This window comes from Streptomyces sp. NPDC058701, from assembly GCF_042715295.1.
GTDB lineage: Bacteria > Actinomycetota > Actinomycetes > Streptomycetales > Streptomycetaceae > Streptomyces.
Map to the genome: position 1 here is coordinate 65,204 of NZ_JBHXSY010000025.1, position 16,288 is coordinate 81,491.

The following is a 16,288-nucleotide window of genomic DNA, read 5'->3' on the forward strand; positions in this document are numbered from 1 at the left end:
CCAGGAGAACGCCCCCGTGACCTTCCCCCCGCCCGCTTTCGGATCAGCAGGTGAACACCGGCTGCAGCAGCACCTGGGCAGCGCCGACCGCGCCGCACGGTTCTACGACCAGCAGGTGCACCCCCGTCTCACGGCCGAGATGCAGGAGTTCATAAGCCGCCAGAGCATGGCCTTCCTGGCCACCGCGGACTCTCGCGGGGAATGCGACGCCAGTTTCCGGTCGGGTCCTCCCGGCTTCGTGCACGTGCTGGACGAACACACCCTCGCCTATCCGGAGTTCCGGGGGAACGGCGTGCTCGCCAGCGCCGGCAACATGGCGGAGAACCCGCACCTCGGCATGCTCTTCGTCGACTTCACGCACGACCACGTCGGCCTGCACGTCAACGGCGTCGCCCAGCTCCACCTGGACGCCGACCTCCGCTCGGCGCACCCCCGCCTGCCCCAGGACATCGCGCCGGGCCGCGCACCCGAGATGTGGGTCCGCCTCACCGTCGAAGAGGCCTACATCCACTGCTCCAAGTACATACCGCACCTGGTGCCGGGCCCCCGCCCCGCCCACCCGGCCGAACGGCCGAAGGACGCGGACTACTTCACCGCGCGGGCTGCGCAGGAGTCCCGCCCTACCCGGTAAGCAGGGGGAACCTTACGACGCGCGTGGCACCGGGCGGGGCCCGGAGGGCCGGAGCCAGGCCCGCGCCGGCGTGGGCGGGACCGGGCGTGGGCGGGACCGGGGCCGGGCGACGGCCGGGCCGGGCGGGGCCGGGGTACCGGGCGGAGGGCACCAGGCGGGGCCGGTCCCGCCCACCGCGCCGGTCCCCCGGAGCGGCACATCGCCTGCTCGTCACGCCTGCCCCACAGCCTGGCCACTAGCCCGTTTCGTCCGGTTACTGCCCGGTTCCGCGGCCCCCTCGTACTCACCGCTCACGAACCTCCCGGGTGCGTCGGCGCAGTACGTAGCGCCTCCGCCGCTACACCCGGGGCCGGGGCGTCCACCGCCATCCCGACTTGCGCTCGGCGCTGCAGTCTGCCGCGGGACCGGCCGGCGGCATGGTCGTCCGGTTCGCCTGCCGGGGCCCCTCTGCACGGGCCCCGGCCGCGTGCTGGTGAGCGCGCACGATCGTGGAGTCCACCGAGACGGTCCAGTTCAGGTCGTCGTCGGCGTCGGCCCGGACCACGAGTGCGGCGAACACCCGTTCCCAGATGCCGTCGACGGCCCACGTCCACAGCCGGTTGCATACGCCTCGCCAGTTGCCGTACCTCTTCGGTAGGTGAACCCACTGCGATCCGGTCTGAAGCCGTCGAGGGGCATGGGCGCTGGATCCGGATGCGAGCCACGGTTGCCAATGTGCTCGTCCGCGCGGTGAGACGGACGCAGTCCAGGACCTGCAGGTCCTGGACTGCTGTGGTGCGCCCCGGTGGCACCCGCCGAACGTACGACAGGCTGTCGGCCCGCCGTTCGGCGTCTCGCCACCTTGGACCTTATCCACGGCCGCCCACGTGGGAGGAGGCTGGGCAGGTCTACCGCGCCGCCATAGTGGTCAGTGCGTGGCGGTGTTGCGGAGTGTGAGGGTGGCCTGCGCGGCGTCGGCGAGGGTGGTCGACGGCACGATCCGGACCGCGCCGAAGGTGGTGGCGTCGCTCCAGGCGCACACCGCCTGGTCGCCGTCGAGGCCCTGGGAGAGGCCGCAGGCGAGACCCCCGCCGTACTGGCCCGGGTCGAAGCGGGTCACGTCGTGGGCTTTCGCACCGGCGAAGTAGTTGAGGAACTCCTGGGAGATCGAGTTGGTGGCCTTCTCCTCGCGGATCTGTGGGTACCACTCGGCGCTGCGGACCATGACGAGCAAGTCGAGGTTCTCGTCCCCGTCCTTGTCGTAGTAGCCGGTCTTCATTCCCTGGGGTGGTTTGCGGCCCGCCAGCACCGCTGCCTCGGTTTGCTTCGCGGCCTCGCCGGTCATCAGCCGGAACTCCCCGAAGCTGTCCGGCAGAACGACGGTGCGCGACGTGTCGGCCTGTCCACCCTGGCTATCGGAAACGGGCCCGGTCTCCACTGCTTCGGAGGCTCGGGGTTCCGGGTTGTACGCGGCCACGGCCTGTATCCCCGCGCCCACCGCGATCAGCGCTGTAAGACCGATGATGATCAGTCGACGCCTCCGTTCCTCGTGAAGGGTGGCGGCATGGTCGCCCCCCGCCGGGGTCGACGGCGCGCGCCAGGACCGGGTAAGTCGCCAGAGCAGCACGATGGCGACGCCGAAAATGGAGAGAACGCCGGTCACTCGCCCGATGGCAAAGCTCTGGGAGGTTGTGTCCACGTAAGCAACAATCACCTCGGCATCGTACGTGCGATCGAAAGCCTGGTGGATCACGATTCGGCACCCCCCACGATGGTCAACTACCGGGTGTGAGGTGGGTGTGTCCTCAGCTTGTCGTGTTGGTCCACCATCGAACAGTGCTCGAGTTTGTTCGGGGTTTCTCCTGTTCACGGCGTGCCAGTGGGGCCGCGGCTTGATCCTGCGAGAAAAGGTCGGCGGGGCATGGAGGGGCCAGCGGCAGGACGGAGACCTGGATGTCCTGGTCATGCTGGACGCTGGGTACGACGCACCCCGCATTGCCCATCTCTTGGCCGACCTGCCATCGAGGTGCTGGGCCGGCTCCGGTCGGACCGGGTGATGCGCAAGTCGGTCCCGCTGCTGTGGATCTGCGCGCCGCAGGGTGGACGTCCGCCGAGGCATGGCGGTGAGTTCGTCTTCGGCCAACCCGAGACCTGGGGCGAGGTCACCGCGGTGACCGTGACCGACACTGACCGGTACGGGACCGCGACCGCGCAGGCGTGGGACCGGCTGCACCCCCGGCTGACGCGTCGGGCAGCGTGGGCGATCACGGGGGCCCGTTGCCGATCATCGAGAGCCCTGTGATCCGGTTGACGGTGGCGAAACTGCCCAGCGGCGGGGTGAACAAGCCCGTCTGACTCTGGTGGTCCGGCACAGCCGCGAGCGCCCAGGACGTGGATCGGTGCTGACAGGCGTTCATGCGAAGGTACGACGTGGAGCACACGTTTCGGCTGCTCAAGGAGACCCTCGGATGGGCCCGCCCCAAGCTCCGGGACCCCGCCGCGACCGACCGCTGGACCTGGATCGTCCTGGCCGCACACGCCCAACTCCGTCTCGCTCGCCCGCTCGCGAGAGACCTCCGACGGGCGTGGGAGCGGCCTGGGGAACCGAACAGACTCACCCCGGCCCAAGTGAGGCGGGGTTCAGGAACCTGTGGGCGAAGACGGGCACGCCAGCCGGTGCACCGCAACCCACCACTTCCGGCCCCGGTCGCCCGCTCGGCTCGAAGAACCGACAACCCGCCACCCGCTACGACGTCGGACGAGTCTTCGCCACCGGCGAGTCCTACGCTCGCCCCGCGCGCCACAAGCAAGGAACCAAGCTCCGGCGCACTGGCGCGACGAGCCGTTCCGACGCCTAATCCTGGGTGCGAAGCCGTCCCCGGATCTGGCATGCTGGCCCCGTGAACAACAAGATCAGAAAGGACGATGCCGCGTAATCGGCCGTCCCAAGTCCGCGCCTCCGGACGTCACCCGAGGCGGCAGACGCATGAAACACCAACACCTGGGCTGCCGCGTGGCTCGGGCAAGCTTGCCGCAGCGGTTTCCCGCCTCGAGCACGATCGGCTCTGGCCTGGGGCGATAGCCCAGGCCTTGCAGCAGTGGTCGCGAACAGCCCACCGCCCCAGTCGTGCTCTCGCCGGCGGTTGCGGTTGCCCTTTGTGCAACCCTTTCTACACAACTGACGAGCGGGGCGTTCTGGATGCGGCCATGCACTCTCTTCCGCCACAGGCGGCGCGTGAACTGCGGCGTCTGGTGAAACCGCTCGATGACCTCTACATCGCCAAAACCTGGCCCGACCCCTTCGCCTCGCCCGACGAAGGATGGTGGGTAAGACGCTGTTGGGGATAGGCCTCCGTCGATCGCTGCCCCAGCACCATTGTCTGCCCAGCAGAGTCGTTGAACGGCAAGCTCAATCCAGCGCGCCGCAGCACGCACGTCCCGCACACCTGGCCGGGTGCCGCCCGCTGTCGGCGGGCAGAAACGACGGCTTGCGCCGAAGCCTGTTGCCCCGCCGGAACCCCAGGGCCGGGACTCTGCCGACTGGCCCCGGGGCACGGCATCTCGCTCCGGGGCTCCGTCAGGCCGCCGTGTCTCGGAGCAAGGGCTGCTCACTCTCGAAGCCCAGGCTCGGGAGCGGCGGAAAGGTGCCGATCCGGCGGCGCGATCCCATCTTTTGCCGACGATGCGCAACCGTTCCGCCGTTCTTCATGTCCCACCATGCAGGAGCGACCAACTCCAATGACCACCAGGGGGAAACATGAGATTCACCCGTTCCGTCCTTACCACCACCGCATTCGCCGCCCTGGCCCTGGGGGCCACGACCGCGCTGGCGGCGCCCGCCACCGCCGCGCCCAACACCACGCCGCAGAAGGTGTGCGGAAGCGCCTACAAGACCGTGAACTCGGCCGCGGTCGGCTCGCTGGGCACCGTCTACCTGACGTACAACGCCTCGAACGGCAAGAACTGCGTCGCGACCATCCGCAACAACCCGGGCGCGGCTGTGGACATGGCCCTCTGGATCGAAGTCCACGCAACCTCGGCGCGGGGCGAGGACTACGGCCGGTACACGTCGTACGCAGGCCCGGCCTACGTGTACGGCAAGGGCCACTGCGTCGACTGGGGCGGGGGCATCAGCAACGTGCACGTGCAGGTGTACAACTCCAACTGTGGCGCGCGCAAGGAGCAGCGGGTCACCGAGGTTCGCTGACCCTGAGCTCCTCCTGACCGCGATGTCCTGTGGCGTCGTACGGTCGTCGGGGGCAGGACCTACGACCCGACGACCGTACGGGAACCGCCGTGGTCCGGCTCGCCCCGGCAGACTCGCCGAGTTCTGCCGGGGCGAGGGCGCGTTCGGCCCTCGGGTTCTCGACCGTCGTAGAACTGGCCTGCTCGCGACGGTCTGTGAGCGCCAGGGCAACATCGATGAGGCGGCCGTACGGCAGCTGGCGGAGCTGCTGGAGGAGAATGGTGACGTGGAGGCAGCGATCGCCCTGCGGGTCAGACGGCACCGTGACCCGGGACCCTCACTCGGTTCACGAGCTCACGCAGCTCCTGGCCAGGCACGGCCGGGGGCTCAGAAGCGATCGCTGTGATGGGGTGCAGGCCGACGCTGTCCGAGCTCGGACTAGAGCAGCATGAGTGAAGTCTGCTGATGCGTGAGACCTCACGGTGACTGATCGTCAAGTCGTCGGCGAAGCCTGGGTATGGGAAGAACGGCTTTGAGACGGAAGCGCTGCCACGATCGGGTGGTCCCGTCCGACCGGACCGAGCTTCGCACTGCTGCCGGGGGCCCCGAGGTCGGAGAAGAACTCGGCGTTCACGGTGTTGAAGTGCTGCCAGTCCTGCGGGGTGTCGTCCTCGAAGAAGATCGCCTCGACGGGGCAGACCGGCTCGCAGGCTCCGCAGTCGATGCACTCGTCCGGCTGGATGTACAACATGCGCTCGCCCTCGTAGATGCAGTCGAGAGGGCACTCATCGATGCACGCCTTGTCCTTGACATCCACACAGGGCAGAGCGATTACAAACGTCATCGAACTGACGTCCTCTCCAGGTGGTTCCCACTGGCCATTCCGCCGTGTCGCATTGATCTCGGTGGCCAAACGGATCGGCATCCCGTTGCAGGACCTGCGAGAGGCGTTCGCTGACGTGCCGCTCGACCGCCCACTGAGCCACCAGGAATGGCAGCGCGCATCGCGGAGCTGGAAGCGTCGGCTGGAGGAGCGCCGACAGACCATCGAGCGGCTCGAGGCCGAACTCACCGGATGTATCGGATGCGGATGTCTCTCCATGAAGGCATGCGCTCTACTGAACCCCGGAGACGCGCTCGCTCAAGACGGTGTCGGCCCCCGACGGCTGTGAGACGGAGCATCGCGCCAGGAGACCGGCGCGGGAGATCGTTCAGCCTCAGCGCCCACCGCTCAGACGTCGTGGCCGGGGTTGTCATCGTGCTCGGGGTCGTGCAGGCGCCGGTCGAGGTCGTCGGTCCAGTGGCGGGCCCAGGTGCGCAGCCCGGCGGTCTGGTCCTCGGTGAGTCCGTAGGCGGCGAACTCGTCGCCGTCCGCCCAGTCCGCTCCCGCCAAGCGGTCGCGGAGGCCCTGGAGGCGGAACTCGCCGCGGCCGTGTCGCTCCCCGAGGCGTTCGAGCTCGGTGGTGGTGCGGTGGCCGGAGGCGGCGTGGACGTCGATGAAGTCGCGGACCGCGCCGCGGTCGGCCAGGGCGCGGACCTTCCTCCCGGCGCGGCCCAAAGGAGCGGCATTGCGGCGGGTCGCTGCTCACGGCCGGCCGGGCAGCAATGCGGTGGCCAGGAGCTTTTCGGCGGCACCGCTGATGAACCGGCGGGTGTCCTCCGGGTTCAGAGCCTGGGCCTGAAGGTGCTCGTGCATGACGCTGTAGTGCTGCACGTCGGATCGTTTCTCCAGGTAGAGGTCGCTGGTGAACCGCTCCAGATACACCGTTCCCACCCCGGGTGCGTCCGCGAAGTGGAGGATGGAGAACTGCCCAGAGAGGCCCGGGTGGGCCCCCGCCCCGTGCGGGAGGACCTGCACGGTGATGTGGGGCTGCCCGCCGAGGTGGTTCAGGAACTCAAGCTGTTCGCGCATGATGTCCGGGCCTCCGACCACCCGGCGCAGCGCGGACTCGTCCACCACGGCCCATAAGCGGAAAGGCCGGGCCGGATGGTGGGCCCGGTGCTGACGGCGCAGTCGGACCTCCAGGCGCGTGGCGATATGTTCAGCCGTGGCCAGGGGGATCGTTTCCTCGATGACCACGGCCGCGTAGGCGGGCGTCTGCAGCAGGCCGGGGATCACCAGAGGCTCGTAGGAGCGGATGGAGGCGGCCGCCGTCTCCAGGCCGATGTAGACGGCGTAGGGGACTTCGCCGTAGGTGACCCACCAGCCCTGCCGCTCCGATTCACGGGCCATCCGCATCAACGAGTCGATGACCTTCTGGTCGGATACTCCGTAGAGGACGCACAGATCCCGCACATCGCGGGGCTTGATGGCACGGCGGCCGTTCTCCAACTGACTCACCTTGGGCTGGGAGATCAGCAGTTGCTCTGCGACTTGCGTACTCGTCAAGCCGCTTGCCAGACGGAGCAGGCGCAGTTCCGCACCCAGCCGGCGTCTTCTGATAGTGGGGTTTGCGTTCACCGCCACGAACGGTCTACCTCCGGCTCGGAACCTTCTCTGCCGGCCGCGAAGACGCCAGGGCCGGGCCCGGCCGAACGCGTTCGCCGTGCAGAAACGATCAACGAGTCTTTCTGCGCGGCGTCACCCGGCGCGAGCCGGGCTCACCCAGGCAGCCCCAACGAGCAGCCGACTGTGCGTCTCCCTCTCCGCGCGGGGACAGTTTCCCACCAGAAGGAAATGCCTGGCCGCGCTACGGTCAGCCGTCCGGTTCGGGGGTACGGAAGCGGGCATTCCCACGGCGTACTCCCCCGGCATCCGGGTGCGGGTGTCGCCGCCGTCACCGCGCACGCCCCGCGGCGCTGGCCGGAGCGGCCTGCTGCCGGTGGGCGGGGATCGGGGCTTCCGCCGGAGCCGGCTGCCAGTGCCTCACACTCCTTACCCTTGCGGTTCGGCGCCGGAGCACCGAGCCCGGCCTCCTTCAGGGGTCACTCCACCACGTTCCGGCAGCGTGGTGGCCGGGCAGTCCAGGACGATGCCCTTGACCCCGTACGCGGACCCGCCACCGTCCAGGACCGCGAGCGGCCCGCGCCGACCGGGCGCGGCGGCGATGATCGGAACGACCCGTTTGCGGGCCGGGCGCCGCGTCGACGCCGCGGGCCGGGCCGCGGGCGCCGACGTCCGACGGCGACGGGCGACAGTGACGGCGGGCGGGGCGGCGGGTGCTGGAGGGCCGGGCGGCGAAGCGCCCCGCCCCGGCGGTCCGGCCCCCGCCCCCCTCCGCTCCCCTCCCCTCCCCTCCGGAGGCTCCCACCCGCCGCACCTGGTCCTGCCTGCGCCGCAGCCCAGGCTCAGGCGGCGAACGGGTCGGTGTGGCCTGGCAACTGCTGCCCCGGGCGCAGGAACCGCTGGCTGCCCCGTTCGTCGCGCACCGCGAGGAACCCGGCGCCCGTCAGCCGCTGTGCGATCTGACCGCGGCGGATTTCGCCGACCTTGAACGCCACGGTGATGAGCAGCGCGACCGCCCCGCCGGAGGCGAACGCTTCGACCGGCGACCTGTCGATGAGCAGGAGGACGGTCAGGACCGCGCAGGCGAGGTAGCACATCACCTTCTGGCTCCGGCCGGCGACGTACTGGGCCATGACGTCGAAGCTGATGAGGTCCTTCAGCACGGCCACGGCAGGGACCGCTTCGGGGAGCGGCTGCAGCGAACCCTGCCCCAGCCCCGGCACTGTCCCGCCGTTGCCCGCCTGCGGATGGGCGGTGATGGTGGCCGCCTCGCGGACGCGCGCGTCGGGCTGCGGGTCACGGTACATCCGGACCTGGACGAGCGAGTTCTTGAACCCGGTCCTGTACGCCACGCCGTACGTATAGCCGTACTGCTCCGCCACGTACGCCAGGGCGGCCGCCTTCGATGTGGAGCCCTGCGGGGCTATCTCGACGATGGCCTGCTGACGGGCGATCTGCTGGAGCAGCCTTGCTGTGTGACGTTCTACGGACATCCTGTTCCCCGCCCCCTGAGACCCCGCGCCCGGGGCCGACCGGCGCACAGCCTAGAGGACGCCGATCGGCAACGCGCGGCCCCCCGGCCCTGGACCGCGACAAGGACTCGGGATCGCCGTGGCCGTCGTCCACACCGTCGCCGTCCGCCGCGGACCCACCGCACTACGCGCCACCACCTCGATCATCCTCACCGACGGGTGGAGGGACCGGGACGAGCAGGCTGACAGGACCGTCCCCGGATCGGAGACCTGGCGCACCTGTGCCTGCATCGATACCGGACGCCTGACATCGGTACCACCGCCACCGATGCAGTCCGGGAGTGCCGTGGGACGGGGGGAGCCCGGGTCAGGGGGCGGTGGGGTCGATGTCGAAGGTCTTGTCGGCGCCCGTGACGGCCAGCAGGCGGGCCACCTGGGTGCACGGGGCGGCCAGGCGCAGGGCGCGGCCGGATTCGCGGGCGACAAGCATGGCGCGGATGAGGACGTTCAGCCCCGAGGAGTCGCAGAAGTCGACGCGGCTCAGGTCCACGACGACGTCGGTCGGACCGCCCGGATGGGCCAGCGCCCCCAGGAGGGCGGTACGCAGGGCGGGTGCCTGGTCCACGTCGAGTTCGCCGGTCGGTCGGACCACGATCACCTCGGCTCGTATCTCGGTCTCCACTGACTGCGGCTCGATGGTCGCATCCGTCGCCATGCTGGATCTCCTCTAAGTCGACAGGTCCTGGTGACCGTACTTGAGGATCTTCCTCGGCGGCCACGGCCGGGGTGCACTCACGCGAGGACAGCTGGGGAACCTCGCCAAGGTCACCGAAGAGGACTGGTTCCGGGCGGAACGCCGCCCGCACCACGGGATGACCCGCAGTCCGTCCTGTTGCTGACGCATGGACACAATCAGCGCGATTCCGGCTGCCCGTACAGAAGTGGGCGGCCCGCTCGCCGGAATCCCTTGTGGCGAGCCGCTCTTGCCGCTCGCCACCACCGACGGGCTCGGCGATGTGGAACTGCGCTCCGAGGTCGTACGGGAGCACCGGGACGCGCGGACGGCGGACCGAACGGGCAGCGTCCGGCGAGCGGCCGGTCGGGCGAGCGGGCGGTGAGTCTGGAAGGGTATCCCTCAGCCTCATCGCCGCCGACTCGGCCCGCCCCCACCCCCCAGAACCGGGGGGGCGGAAGGTGTTGTGGGTGAGGTCACACATCGCCCTCTCCTGTGGTGCCGTGACGCAGCGCCAGGTGATCATGGAGTGGGGTTCGCGCGACGGGGGAGGCTCGGTAGACGCATGAGGGCGCCTTCACCGAGGTGCTCCTCCCCGCCCTCATGGCCGGTTCGGCGTGAACGGGCCCGGCGACTCCGACGGCAACTCCTCGCAGTGCCCGGCGGGGTCTGCGGCGGCCGGTGTCTTCTCCCCGCAGCTGGCCGAAGCGCTGATCGACGGCCGCTGAGCGAAGCCGTGTCGAGTTCGCACCCCGGCCATCGCCCCGCCCTCAAGGAAGTGGGCTTCACTCCGTCCCCGAGTAAGAAGCCGTTGCCATACCGATCATGGGGACTGTCGATCGAACGGGCGTCTCGACCGGGTGATCGCGGCCACTGCCCGGCATGGGAGCGGGGCCTGCGGTTTACGGGGAAAATCCAGGGGAGCGGGCGGCCGCGCGCTGCTACGGTCAGGCGCTATGAGCTGGCTCCCCGATAACTTCGTCCATCCCGTCCTGGTACCGCTGCCGGGCAGTGGTCATCACCTGCGGCCGATCCGGGAGGCGGACACCCCCCTCGACTATCCGGCCGTGATGGGATCGCGCGAACGGCTGTGGACCATCTTCGGCCCAGTCTGGGGCTGGCCCGCGGCCACCATGACCTACGAGGCCGACCAGGCCGACCTGTTGCGGCACGAGAAGGAGATCGCCGCACACCAGTCTTTCAACTACGCGCTGTTCGACGAGGCGGAGACAGCTCTGCTCGGCTGCGTCTACATCGACCCACCGGAGAAGGCCGGCGCGGACGGAGAAATCTCCTGGTGGGTGGTGGACGAGCTGGTGGACAGCAAGGTCGAACAGGCTCTCGACGAACTGGTGCCGCAGTGGATCGCCGCCGACTGGCCTTTCAAGCAGCCGCGCTTCCTCGGCCGGGAGATCTCCTGGTCGGACTGGCTCGCCCTGCCGAAACACCCCGACGCGTAAGTAGCTTGTGTCGTATTGCTCTGGGAGCGTGGTGCTCGAACGGCCGTCCCGATCGGGTGGGCGTCGGGTGCTAGGCGCACGCGAGGAGGCCTCCTGATCAGCTCGCCGGTATCGAATCACCGAGCATCAGGAGGCCTTGGTGTCGCAGTCCTGCGTGCCGATGGCCGCGCTCGGCTCTGCCGTGCCGGTGAGGTCGTCAGCTTCGCTGGGGCTCCACCATCATGGACCTTCCCATGCGCTTGCCCTGTGCGTCGAAGACACCGATCCGGACCGCGTCCGTGGCACGCTGAGGCCACTGGGTATACGCCTCACCGATCGCCTGGGCCTGCACGTCGGGGTGGTCCTCCTTCGGGTTCAGGTCGGTGTGGATGTAGGCGTACACCGTGTCTCCCTCCACCACGCGCCGCACCGCCTTCACGTTTCTCACGACGGACCAGTCCGCGTTGTTCTTGAAGGCTGCCCATGTCTGGAAGAGTTCGCCGTCCCTGGCCTCGTCCTGGTGGTAGAACCCGTGGGGCTGGGGTGTGAGACGGTCGGGCACGGCGAGGTCTCCCTTCGGACGGGTCTCCAGTGAGCATCCGGCCAGTGCAAGGAGGGATGCGGTCAGCAGCAGACGGCGTGTGATCAAGGCGGACTCCTCGGGTGCAGGAATGGGAGAGCCCCCACACCGTAGTCAGTGCCGGGGCTCGGGCAACCATGGGGTGCCGCATGGTCAGTTCGTCGGCCCGGACCCCGGTGGTGCGGGTCCGTGGCCGTTCCCGCAGACGGAAACCCAGCGCCGCACTGACCTGCTACGAGCCCTGCCACCGGTCCGGCCGGTCTACTGGCGTAGCCGGAACGAAGGCCGGCGCGACGGGCGCAGGAGCTTCTCCCGGCACGACTACCGGGGCCGCGCCTGCGGTTGGCCCCGACCGCCACGAAGTACCGCGGACTGGCGCAAGGAGCAGACACGCTCAAGGCACCGCCCGGGTGGGCGGGTCCTTGAGCAGGCAGGACAGGTCAGACGTCGACCGGGCCCGCTGTCCGTCCCGCTCGGTGCCGAGCGGGGCGTGTGCCCGTGGCCGGCTTCGTCCTTCCACGACAGCTTCCGCGAGAAGGTCGAGGGCCTGGTGGAGGCGAAGGCAGCCGGGGAGACGGCAGAGAAGGCCGACCGGCGGCAACCCCCGAGCGGCGCCGTCGACCTCTTGAGGCCCTGCGCGTCAGTGGCGAGCCGGTTTGGAGTGCCATGGGCACCGAGGGGAAAGGCCGCCTTCCCAGGGCGTCCGGGGTGTGTGCGCGGGAGCGGCCGGCACCGGAGACCGCCCAACGGGCCAACGCAGCCCTCGGTCTGCTCGTGGCCGTCGTTGCGCGGCTCCTCGTCCGCCTGCCGCGGACCCCACTCGTCCGCTGGCCGGTGCTCGTCGTCTCCTGGGCGGGCATCGCCACGGTGGGAGCGGGCGTCCTCGGCTTCGGCGCCCGCGCGGCGGGCCTGGCACCGGGCCTCGGTGCCACCCCTCCCCATATGCCCACCGCGCTCGCGGCCTTGCTCCTCGGCGCCGTAGGGGCGACGGCCTGGACCGTCGCCACCGTCTCCGCCACGCGCGGCAGCCGCAGGCAGCACACCACCCGTGCCCACCAGGGGTGAGCGCCATGAGCGCCGTGAGCGCCCGTGGGGACGTCATGCCCGGTCATCCAAGTGAAGGAGGGGGGAGAACACCCGGACACGGCAACGGGTCCGTCCCGCCGGCATCCGAGGTTCGCCAGCGGCCTGATGACCGGCCGTCAGCCAAGTCCGGGTTCGCCGCTCTCCAGCGGGCGCGCGTCAGGGCGCCCAGGGTCCGAGCACGCCCTTCATCGCATCCGTCATCGCGATCTGCAGCAGCGGGCCGTAGGTGATCCGGCCGACGCCGAGGCGGCGGAAGCGCTCAAGATCGTGTTTGACGGGATGGGCTGTCGAGTTCACGGGAATGGCGACGGCGCCGGTCACCGCCGAGAGCAGCTCGTCGTCGTCCTGGATGGCGACCGGGTAGACGCTGTCGGCGCCGGCCCGCTCCATGGCCCGCAGCCGCTCGATCGCCTCGTCGAGGACGCCCGAGGCATCCTGCGCGTGCAGGAAGAGGTCGGTGCGCCCGTTGATCCAGAGCGGGATTCCCGCATCGTCGGCGGCCGCGCGCAGGCCGGCGATGTAATTCGCGTGCTCCTGCGCGCTGCGTACGCGTCCGCCGTCCGAGTGGACGGTGTCCTCGATGTTGAGGCCGGCGCCGCCGACCTCGGTGAGTCCGGCGATGAGGTCTGCGGGCTTCTGTCCGTACCCGGCCTCCAGGTCCACGGAAACGGGGACGTCGACCCCCGCGATGATCGGCCTGACGGCGGCGAGCACCTCCTCGAAGGTTTGCCCCTCGTGGTCCTCGGCCCCCCTGGATTCGGCGAGCGGATGGCTGCCGACTGTCAGTGCGGGGAACCCGGCGTCGGCTGCCGTCCGTGCGGACCAGACGTCCCAGACGGTCGGCAGCACGAGCGGCTTGTACTGGGCGTGCAGTTGCCTGAGGCGTTGAGCGCGCTCAACGGTCGTTCGAAAGTCCATGGTGAGGACGCTACCCCCGGATCGCCATGAGCAACGCGCCGACGCCGAGTCCCGCGTCCTCGCGGTCCTCGACGCGCAGGGACCGGTCCCGATGGCCCGGGCCGGGAAGATCGTCACCGTCGTCCTGGACGGCACCCCGTTCTGCGCCGAGTCGGGCGGCCAGGACAGCGCCGCGGGCGTCCTGACCGGCACGTCGGTGGAGGCCGAGGTACTCGACGCGCGGCGCACGCTGCCCGGCGCGGCCGCCCACCAGGTACGCGTACGCGTCATTGGTGGGCGAACTCGCTCCGGGTGACGCCGTGCACGCGGCCGTCGACCCCGAGTGGCGGCTCGGCGCCCGCCAAGCCCACTCGGGCACCCACGTCCTACGCGTCGTAGCGCTGAACGGGCCGGCCCGCGAGGCCTGCCTGAACGCGGCCGCGCTGGTCAGCAGCTGTTCGACGGCTGCGGCTACGGCTACCCCCAACTGGCTCAGGGAGGCGGCCCGCGCACCGACCGCGTGGCAACCGCGGTGGCGGCCCTTCCCCGGAGTCAGCTCCGGCCTCCCGTGCCGTCCCCCACCCGTCACGTCTCCGCCACCGGCGCTGGTCCGAACGACGCGACGAGGCTCGCACCGTCGGCATCGTCCGCGAAAGAACACTGAACGCGAGTGGATGCCGGTGGCCTCCGATGGAGGCCGGCGGAGACCGATGGAGGCGATTGCCCCCGTGCCCGCACAGCCGTGCCAGCATGAACCCGTGACCGATCCTCACCTGCGCACCCGTATCGAGTTCCTGGACCCAAGCAGCATCCGGCTGACGGAGACCGCGACGCCCGAGGTGTCCCCCGAGGAACTGCTCGCCATGGACCGCATCTGGGAGGCGGAGATCGCGCGGAGTCCGCACCTCTTCGACGGGCCGCTCGTCACCTGCGTCGGGCTGGAGTGGCAACAGCGCGAGCTGGTCCTGTCGTGGGCGAGGGCAACCTACCGGCACCGTGCCCTGCGTCGCCTCCGCGGGTACGGCGGGTGGAGGCCGTCGTCCGTGTTCGTGACGGTTCTGCAGCCGACGGACACCGGAGAACTCGTGGTGGGGCGGGGTTCGGCATCCACCGCGGCGCCCGGCCGCTGGCAGCTCCCGGGTGGGTCGGCCGAACCACCGGCGGGCGACGGGCCGCTCGACCTGTTGGTGCTGCGCCGGCACGCGGCTCGCGAGCTGGTCGAGGAGATCGGCATCGACATCCCGTCCGAGTGCCTCTCCTCGTGGGCCGTCACACGGGGTGGGAACGGCAACATCGGCTTCCACTTCCTTGCCCCTCCCCGTTCGGCCGCCTCGCTGCGGGAGCGGTTCGCAGCGCTGGTGGCGGCCGAGAGGGCATCGGGCCGCGAGCCCGAGCTGGACCGGATCGTCCTTATCCGGTCCCGGACCGACCTCGCCGACCTCGGCGGGCCGCACGTGGACTACCTGACGGCGGTCACCGACCGGTACGCGGAGCAGTGAGGGCTTCCCACCCGGGCGCGGTGCCCCAGTCCGTCACGGACCGGCCGTAACACGTCGTGCGTCCGGTCGTTGAACGGGGTGGTCAGCGAAGTGGACCACCGGGCCCCGGGACGAACGTCCCGGGGCCTCGTCCTGTTCGCGGGGGTACGCACGGTCCGTCCGCGTCCGGTGGGCCCGCCGAACCTGACTCTCCCGCACGGCGCACGAAGCCGTGCCGGTGGTGCGGCCGCCCCGTACCGCAGCGCTTCCCCGTGGGGCGCACGCTCCACTGCAACGCCGGCCACTGGATCCGCGACGTACGCGCAAACTTCTGGCGCAGGCTGTGGGACAACCTCTGAGCAGGTTCTTCGGCTCCGGACGGCTGCAACCGCTCGCAGCACCAGGCGCAAAGCCAGGTCTGGCGGAATCATCCGGATGCGGACAGTCGGTCAACGGCGGGGTCCGGGTGCTCGTCCGCCTCGGTCCCCTCGAACGCCTCCGAATCGTCATGATGCTGCAGTCGATCGTCTCTCTGGTCATCCCCACCCTCGCCCGTGCCGTCAACGTGCTCGTGTGACGAACCCGCGCGCGCGGGACGCAGCGGTGGGACGCGGACGCGTGGGGCGATGCCGTCCCGTGCCAGACTGCTCGGCATGACCGCTCCCGACTCCTCCCCCGAGCTCAGGATCACCGTCCGCCGCATGGCGGAGCCGGACATCGACTCCGTGTCCGCGGTGCGCGTCAGCGGTTGGCGGTACGCGTATGCCGGGCTGATGCCGCAGGAGTACCTCGACGGCCTCAGCGTTCCCGACGTCGCCGCGTGGCAACGCATCCGCTTCACCGACCCGTCCTCGACATCCACCGACCTGGTCGCCGAGGACGGTACCGGCCGCGTCGTCGGCTGGGCCTGCTTCGGACCCGTCCGGGCCGATGGACTGGCGTCGGGCGAGGGGGAGTTGTTCGCGCTGTACGTCCGCCCCGACCTGATCGGTACCGGCGTCGGCCGGGCCCTGCTGGCCGAGGTGATCCTGCGCACCGCATCCTGGCCGGCGCTGCGCCTGTGGGTCGTGGAGGGCAACGCCCGCGCCCGGCACTTCTACGAGCGGGCCGGATTCGCCCCGGACGGCGCCGTCGCCACCGACGACGTGGGCGGCTCGCCCGTCCGCGAAGTCCGCTATCACCGGCCCCGCGGGTGAGGAACGACGAGCCGTGAACCATCCACCCCGGAGGTGACGACGGCTTCGGTGATGGGGAGCCCCGCGGCGGCGGCATCCCCCGTACTGCACGCGGTCACGACCTCGCGGCGCCGCCGCGGGCGCCGACCGGCACAGTTCCTCGTCCCGGGGGATGTCCCCGCGGGT

General features: G+C 70.4%; 16 protein-coding genes and 1 pseudogene. 8 read left to right on the plus strand and 9 right to left on the minus strand.

Translation table 11 applies throughout. The annotated features are described in order from the left end of the window. Positions 1–16: 16 nt before the first annotated feature. Positions 17–631, plus strand: coding sequence for a pyridoxamine 5'-phosphate oxidase family protein (locus ACFWW8_RS24690; RefSeq protein ID WP_386531366.1), 615 nt, complete (start codon positions 17–19; stop codon positions 629–631). 337 nt (positions 632–968) lie between these two features. On the opposite strand, the gene ACFWW8_RS24695 is transcribed toward ACFWW8_RS24690, so the two are convergent. Then, positions 969–1,190, minus strand: a complete 222-nt coding sequence (locus tag ACFWW8_RS24695) for a hypothetical protein (RefSeq protein WP_386531368.1) — start codon at positions 1,188–1,190, stop codon at positions 969–971. Between the two features lie 348 nt (positions 1,191–1,538). After that, complete coding sequence (locus ACFWW8_RS24700) at positions 1,539–2,363, minus strand: hypothetical protein (protein ID WP_386531370.1); 825 nt, start codon at positions 2,361–2,363, stop codon at positions 1,539–1,541. Positions 2,364–4,367: 2,004 nt separating this feature from the next. Between ACFWW8_RS24700 and ACFWW8_RS24705 the strand changes: the two genes are divergently transcribed. Next, positions 4,368–4,817 carry a spore-associated protein gene (locus tag ACFWW8_RS24705; protein ID WP_386531372.1) on the plus strand — a complete coding sequence of 150 codons (450 nt, stop codon included), beginning with the start codon at positions 4,368–4,370 and terminating at the stop codon, positions 4,815–4,817. A 472-nt stretch (positions 4,818–5,289) separates the two neighbouring features. Here ACFWW8_RS24705 and fdxA read toward each other — a convergent pair whose 3' ends face one another. After that, positions 5,290–5,640: a ferredoxin gene (fdxA, locus tag ACFWW8_RS24710; RefSeq protein ID WP_386531373.1), complete on the minus strand. Its 351-nt coding sequence runs from the start codon at positions 5,638–5,640 to the stop codon at positions 5,290–5,292. On the opposite strand from fdxA, the gene ACFWW8_RS24715 reads away from it, so the two are divergent. Next, entirely contained in the window at positions 5,588–5,968 is a 381-nt protein-coding gene (locus ACFWW8_RS24715; protein ID WP_386531375.1) for a MerR family DNA-binding protein, read from the plus strand. The genes fdxA and ACFWW8_RS24715 overlap by 53 nt on opposite strands. 59 nt (positions 5,969–6,027) lie before the next feature. Here the strand turns inward: ACFWW8_RS24715 and ACFWW8_RS24720 are convergent, their stop codons facing one another. From ACFWW8_RS24720 to ACFWW8_RS24735, 4 genes are all read right to left on the minus strand, one after another. After that, positions 6,028–6,354 (minus strand): hypothetical protein, encoded by a 327-nt coding sequence (locus ACFWW8_RS24720; RefSeq protein WP_386531376.1) that lies wholly within the window; start codon positions 6,352–6,354, stop codon positions 6,028–6,030. Between the two features lie 27 nt (positions 6,355–6,381). Beyond that, positions 6,382–7,263 (minus strand): helix-turn-helix domain-containing protein, encoded by an 882-nt coding sequence (locus ACFWW8_RS24725; RefSeq protein ID WP_386531378.1) that lies wholly within the window; start codon positions 7,261–7,263, stop codon positions 6,382–6,384. A gap of 821 nt (positions 7,264–8,084) precedes the next feature. After that, entirely contained in the window at positions 8,085–8,735 is a 651-nt protein-coding gene (locus tag ACFWW8_RS24730; protein ID WP_386531380.1) for a hypothetical protein, read from the minus strand. A 346-nt stretch (positions 8,736–9,081) separates the two neighbouring features. Further along, positions 9,082–9,429, minus strand: a complete 348-nt coding sequence (locus ACFWW8_RS24735) for an STAS domain-containing protein (protein WP_386531382.1) — start codon at positions 9,427–9,429, stop codon at positions 9,082–9,084. A gap of 974 nt (positions 9,430–10,403) precedes the next feature. On the opposite strand from ACFWW8_RS24735, the gene ACFWW8_RS24740 reads away from it, so the two are divergent. Beyond that, positions 10,404–10,907, plus strand: coding sequence for an N-acetyltransferase (locus ACFWW8_RS24740; RefSeq protein ID WP_386531384.1), 504 nt, complete (start codon positions 10,404–10,406; stop codon positions 10,905–10,907). A gap of 196 nt (positions 10,908–11,103) precedes the next feature. Here the strand turns inward: ACFWW8_RS24740 and ACFWW8_RS24745 are convergent, their stop codons facing one another. After that, the gene (locus ACFWW8_RS24745) at positions 11,104–11,535 is read right to left on the minus strand and encodes a hypothetical protein (protein ID WP_386531386.1); all 432 of its coding nucleotides are present in this window, start codon (positions 11,533–11,535) and stop codon (positions 11,104–11,106) included. Between the two features lie 597 nt (positions 11,536–12,132). Between ACFWW8_RS24745 and ACFWW8_RS24750 the strand changes: the two genes are divergently transcribed. Next, the gene (locus tag ACFWW8_RS24750) at positions 12,133–12,531 is read left to right on the plus strand and encodes a hypothetical protein (RefSeq protein ID WP_386531388.1); all 399 of its coding nucleotides are present in this window, start codon (positions 12,133–12,135) and stop codon (positions 12,529–12,531) included. A gap of 177 nt (positions 12,532–12,708) precedes the next feature. On the opposite strand, the gene ACFWW8_RS24755 is transcribed toward ACFWW8_RS24750, so the two are convergent. Then, entirely contained in the window at positions 12,709–13,470 is a 762-nt protein-coding gene (locus ACFWW8_RS24755) for an isocitrate lyase/phosphoenolpyruvate mutase family protein (protein ID WP_386531390.1), read from the minus strand. 40 nt (positions 13,471–13,510) lie between these two features. On the opposite strand from ACFWW8_RS24755, the pseudogene ACFWW8_RS24760 reads away from it, so the two are divergent. From ACFWW8_RS24760 to ACFWW8_RS24770, 3 genes and pseudogenes are all read left to right on the plus strand, one after another. After that, positions 13,511–13,838: pseudogene (locus tag ACFWW8_RS24760) on the plus strand (alanine--tRNA ligase-related protein); the annotation flags it as partial. Positions 13,839–14,207: 369 nt separating this feature from the next. Further along, entirely contained in the window at positions 14,208–14,948 is a 741-nt protein-coding gene (locus ACFWW8_RS24765) for an NUDIX hydrolase (RefSeq protein WP_386531438.1), read from the plus strand. Positions 14,949–15,580: 632 nt separating this feature from the next. Beyond that, on the plus strand, positions 15,581–16,123 hold the full coding sequence (locus ACFWW8_RS24770) for a GNAT family N-acetyltransferase (protein ID WP_386531392.1): 543 nt from the start codon (positions 15,581–15,583) through the stop codon (positions 16,121–16,123). The last annotated feature ends 165 nt before the right edge of the window (positions 16,124–16,288 follow it).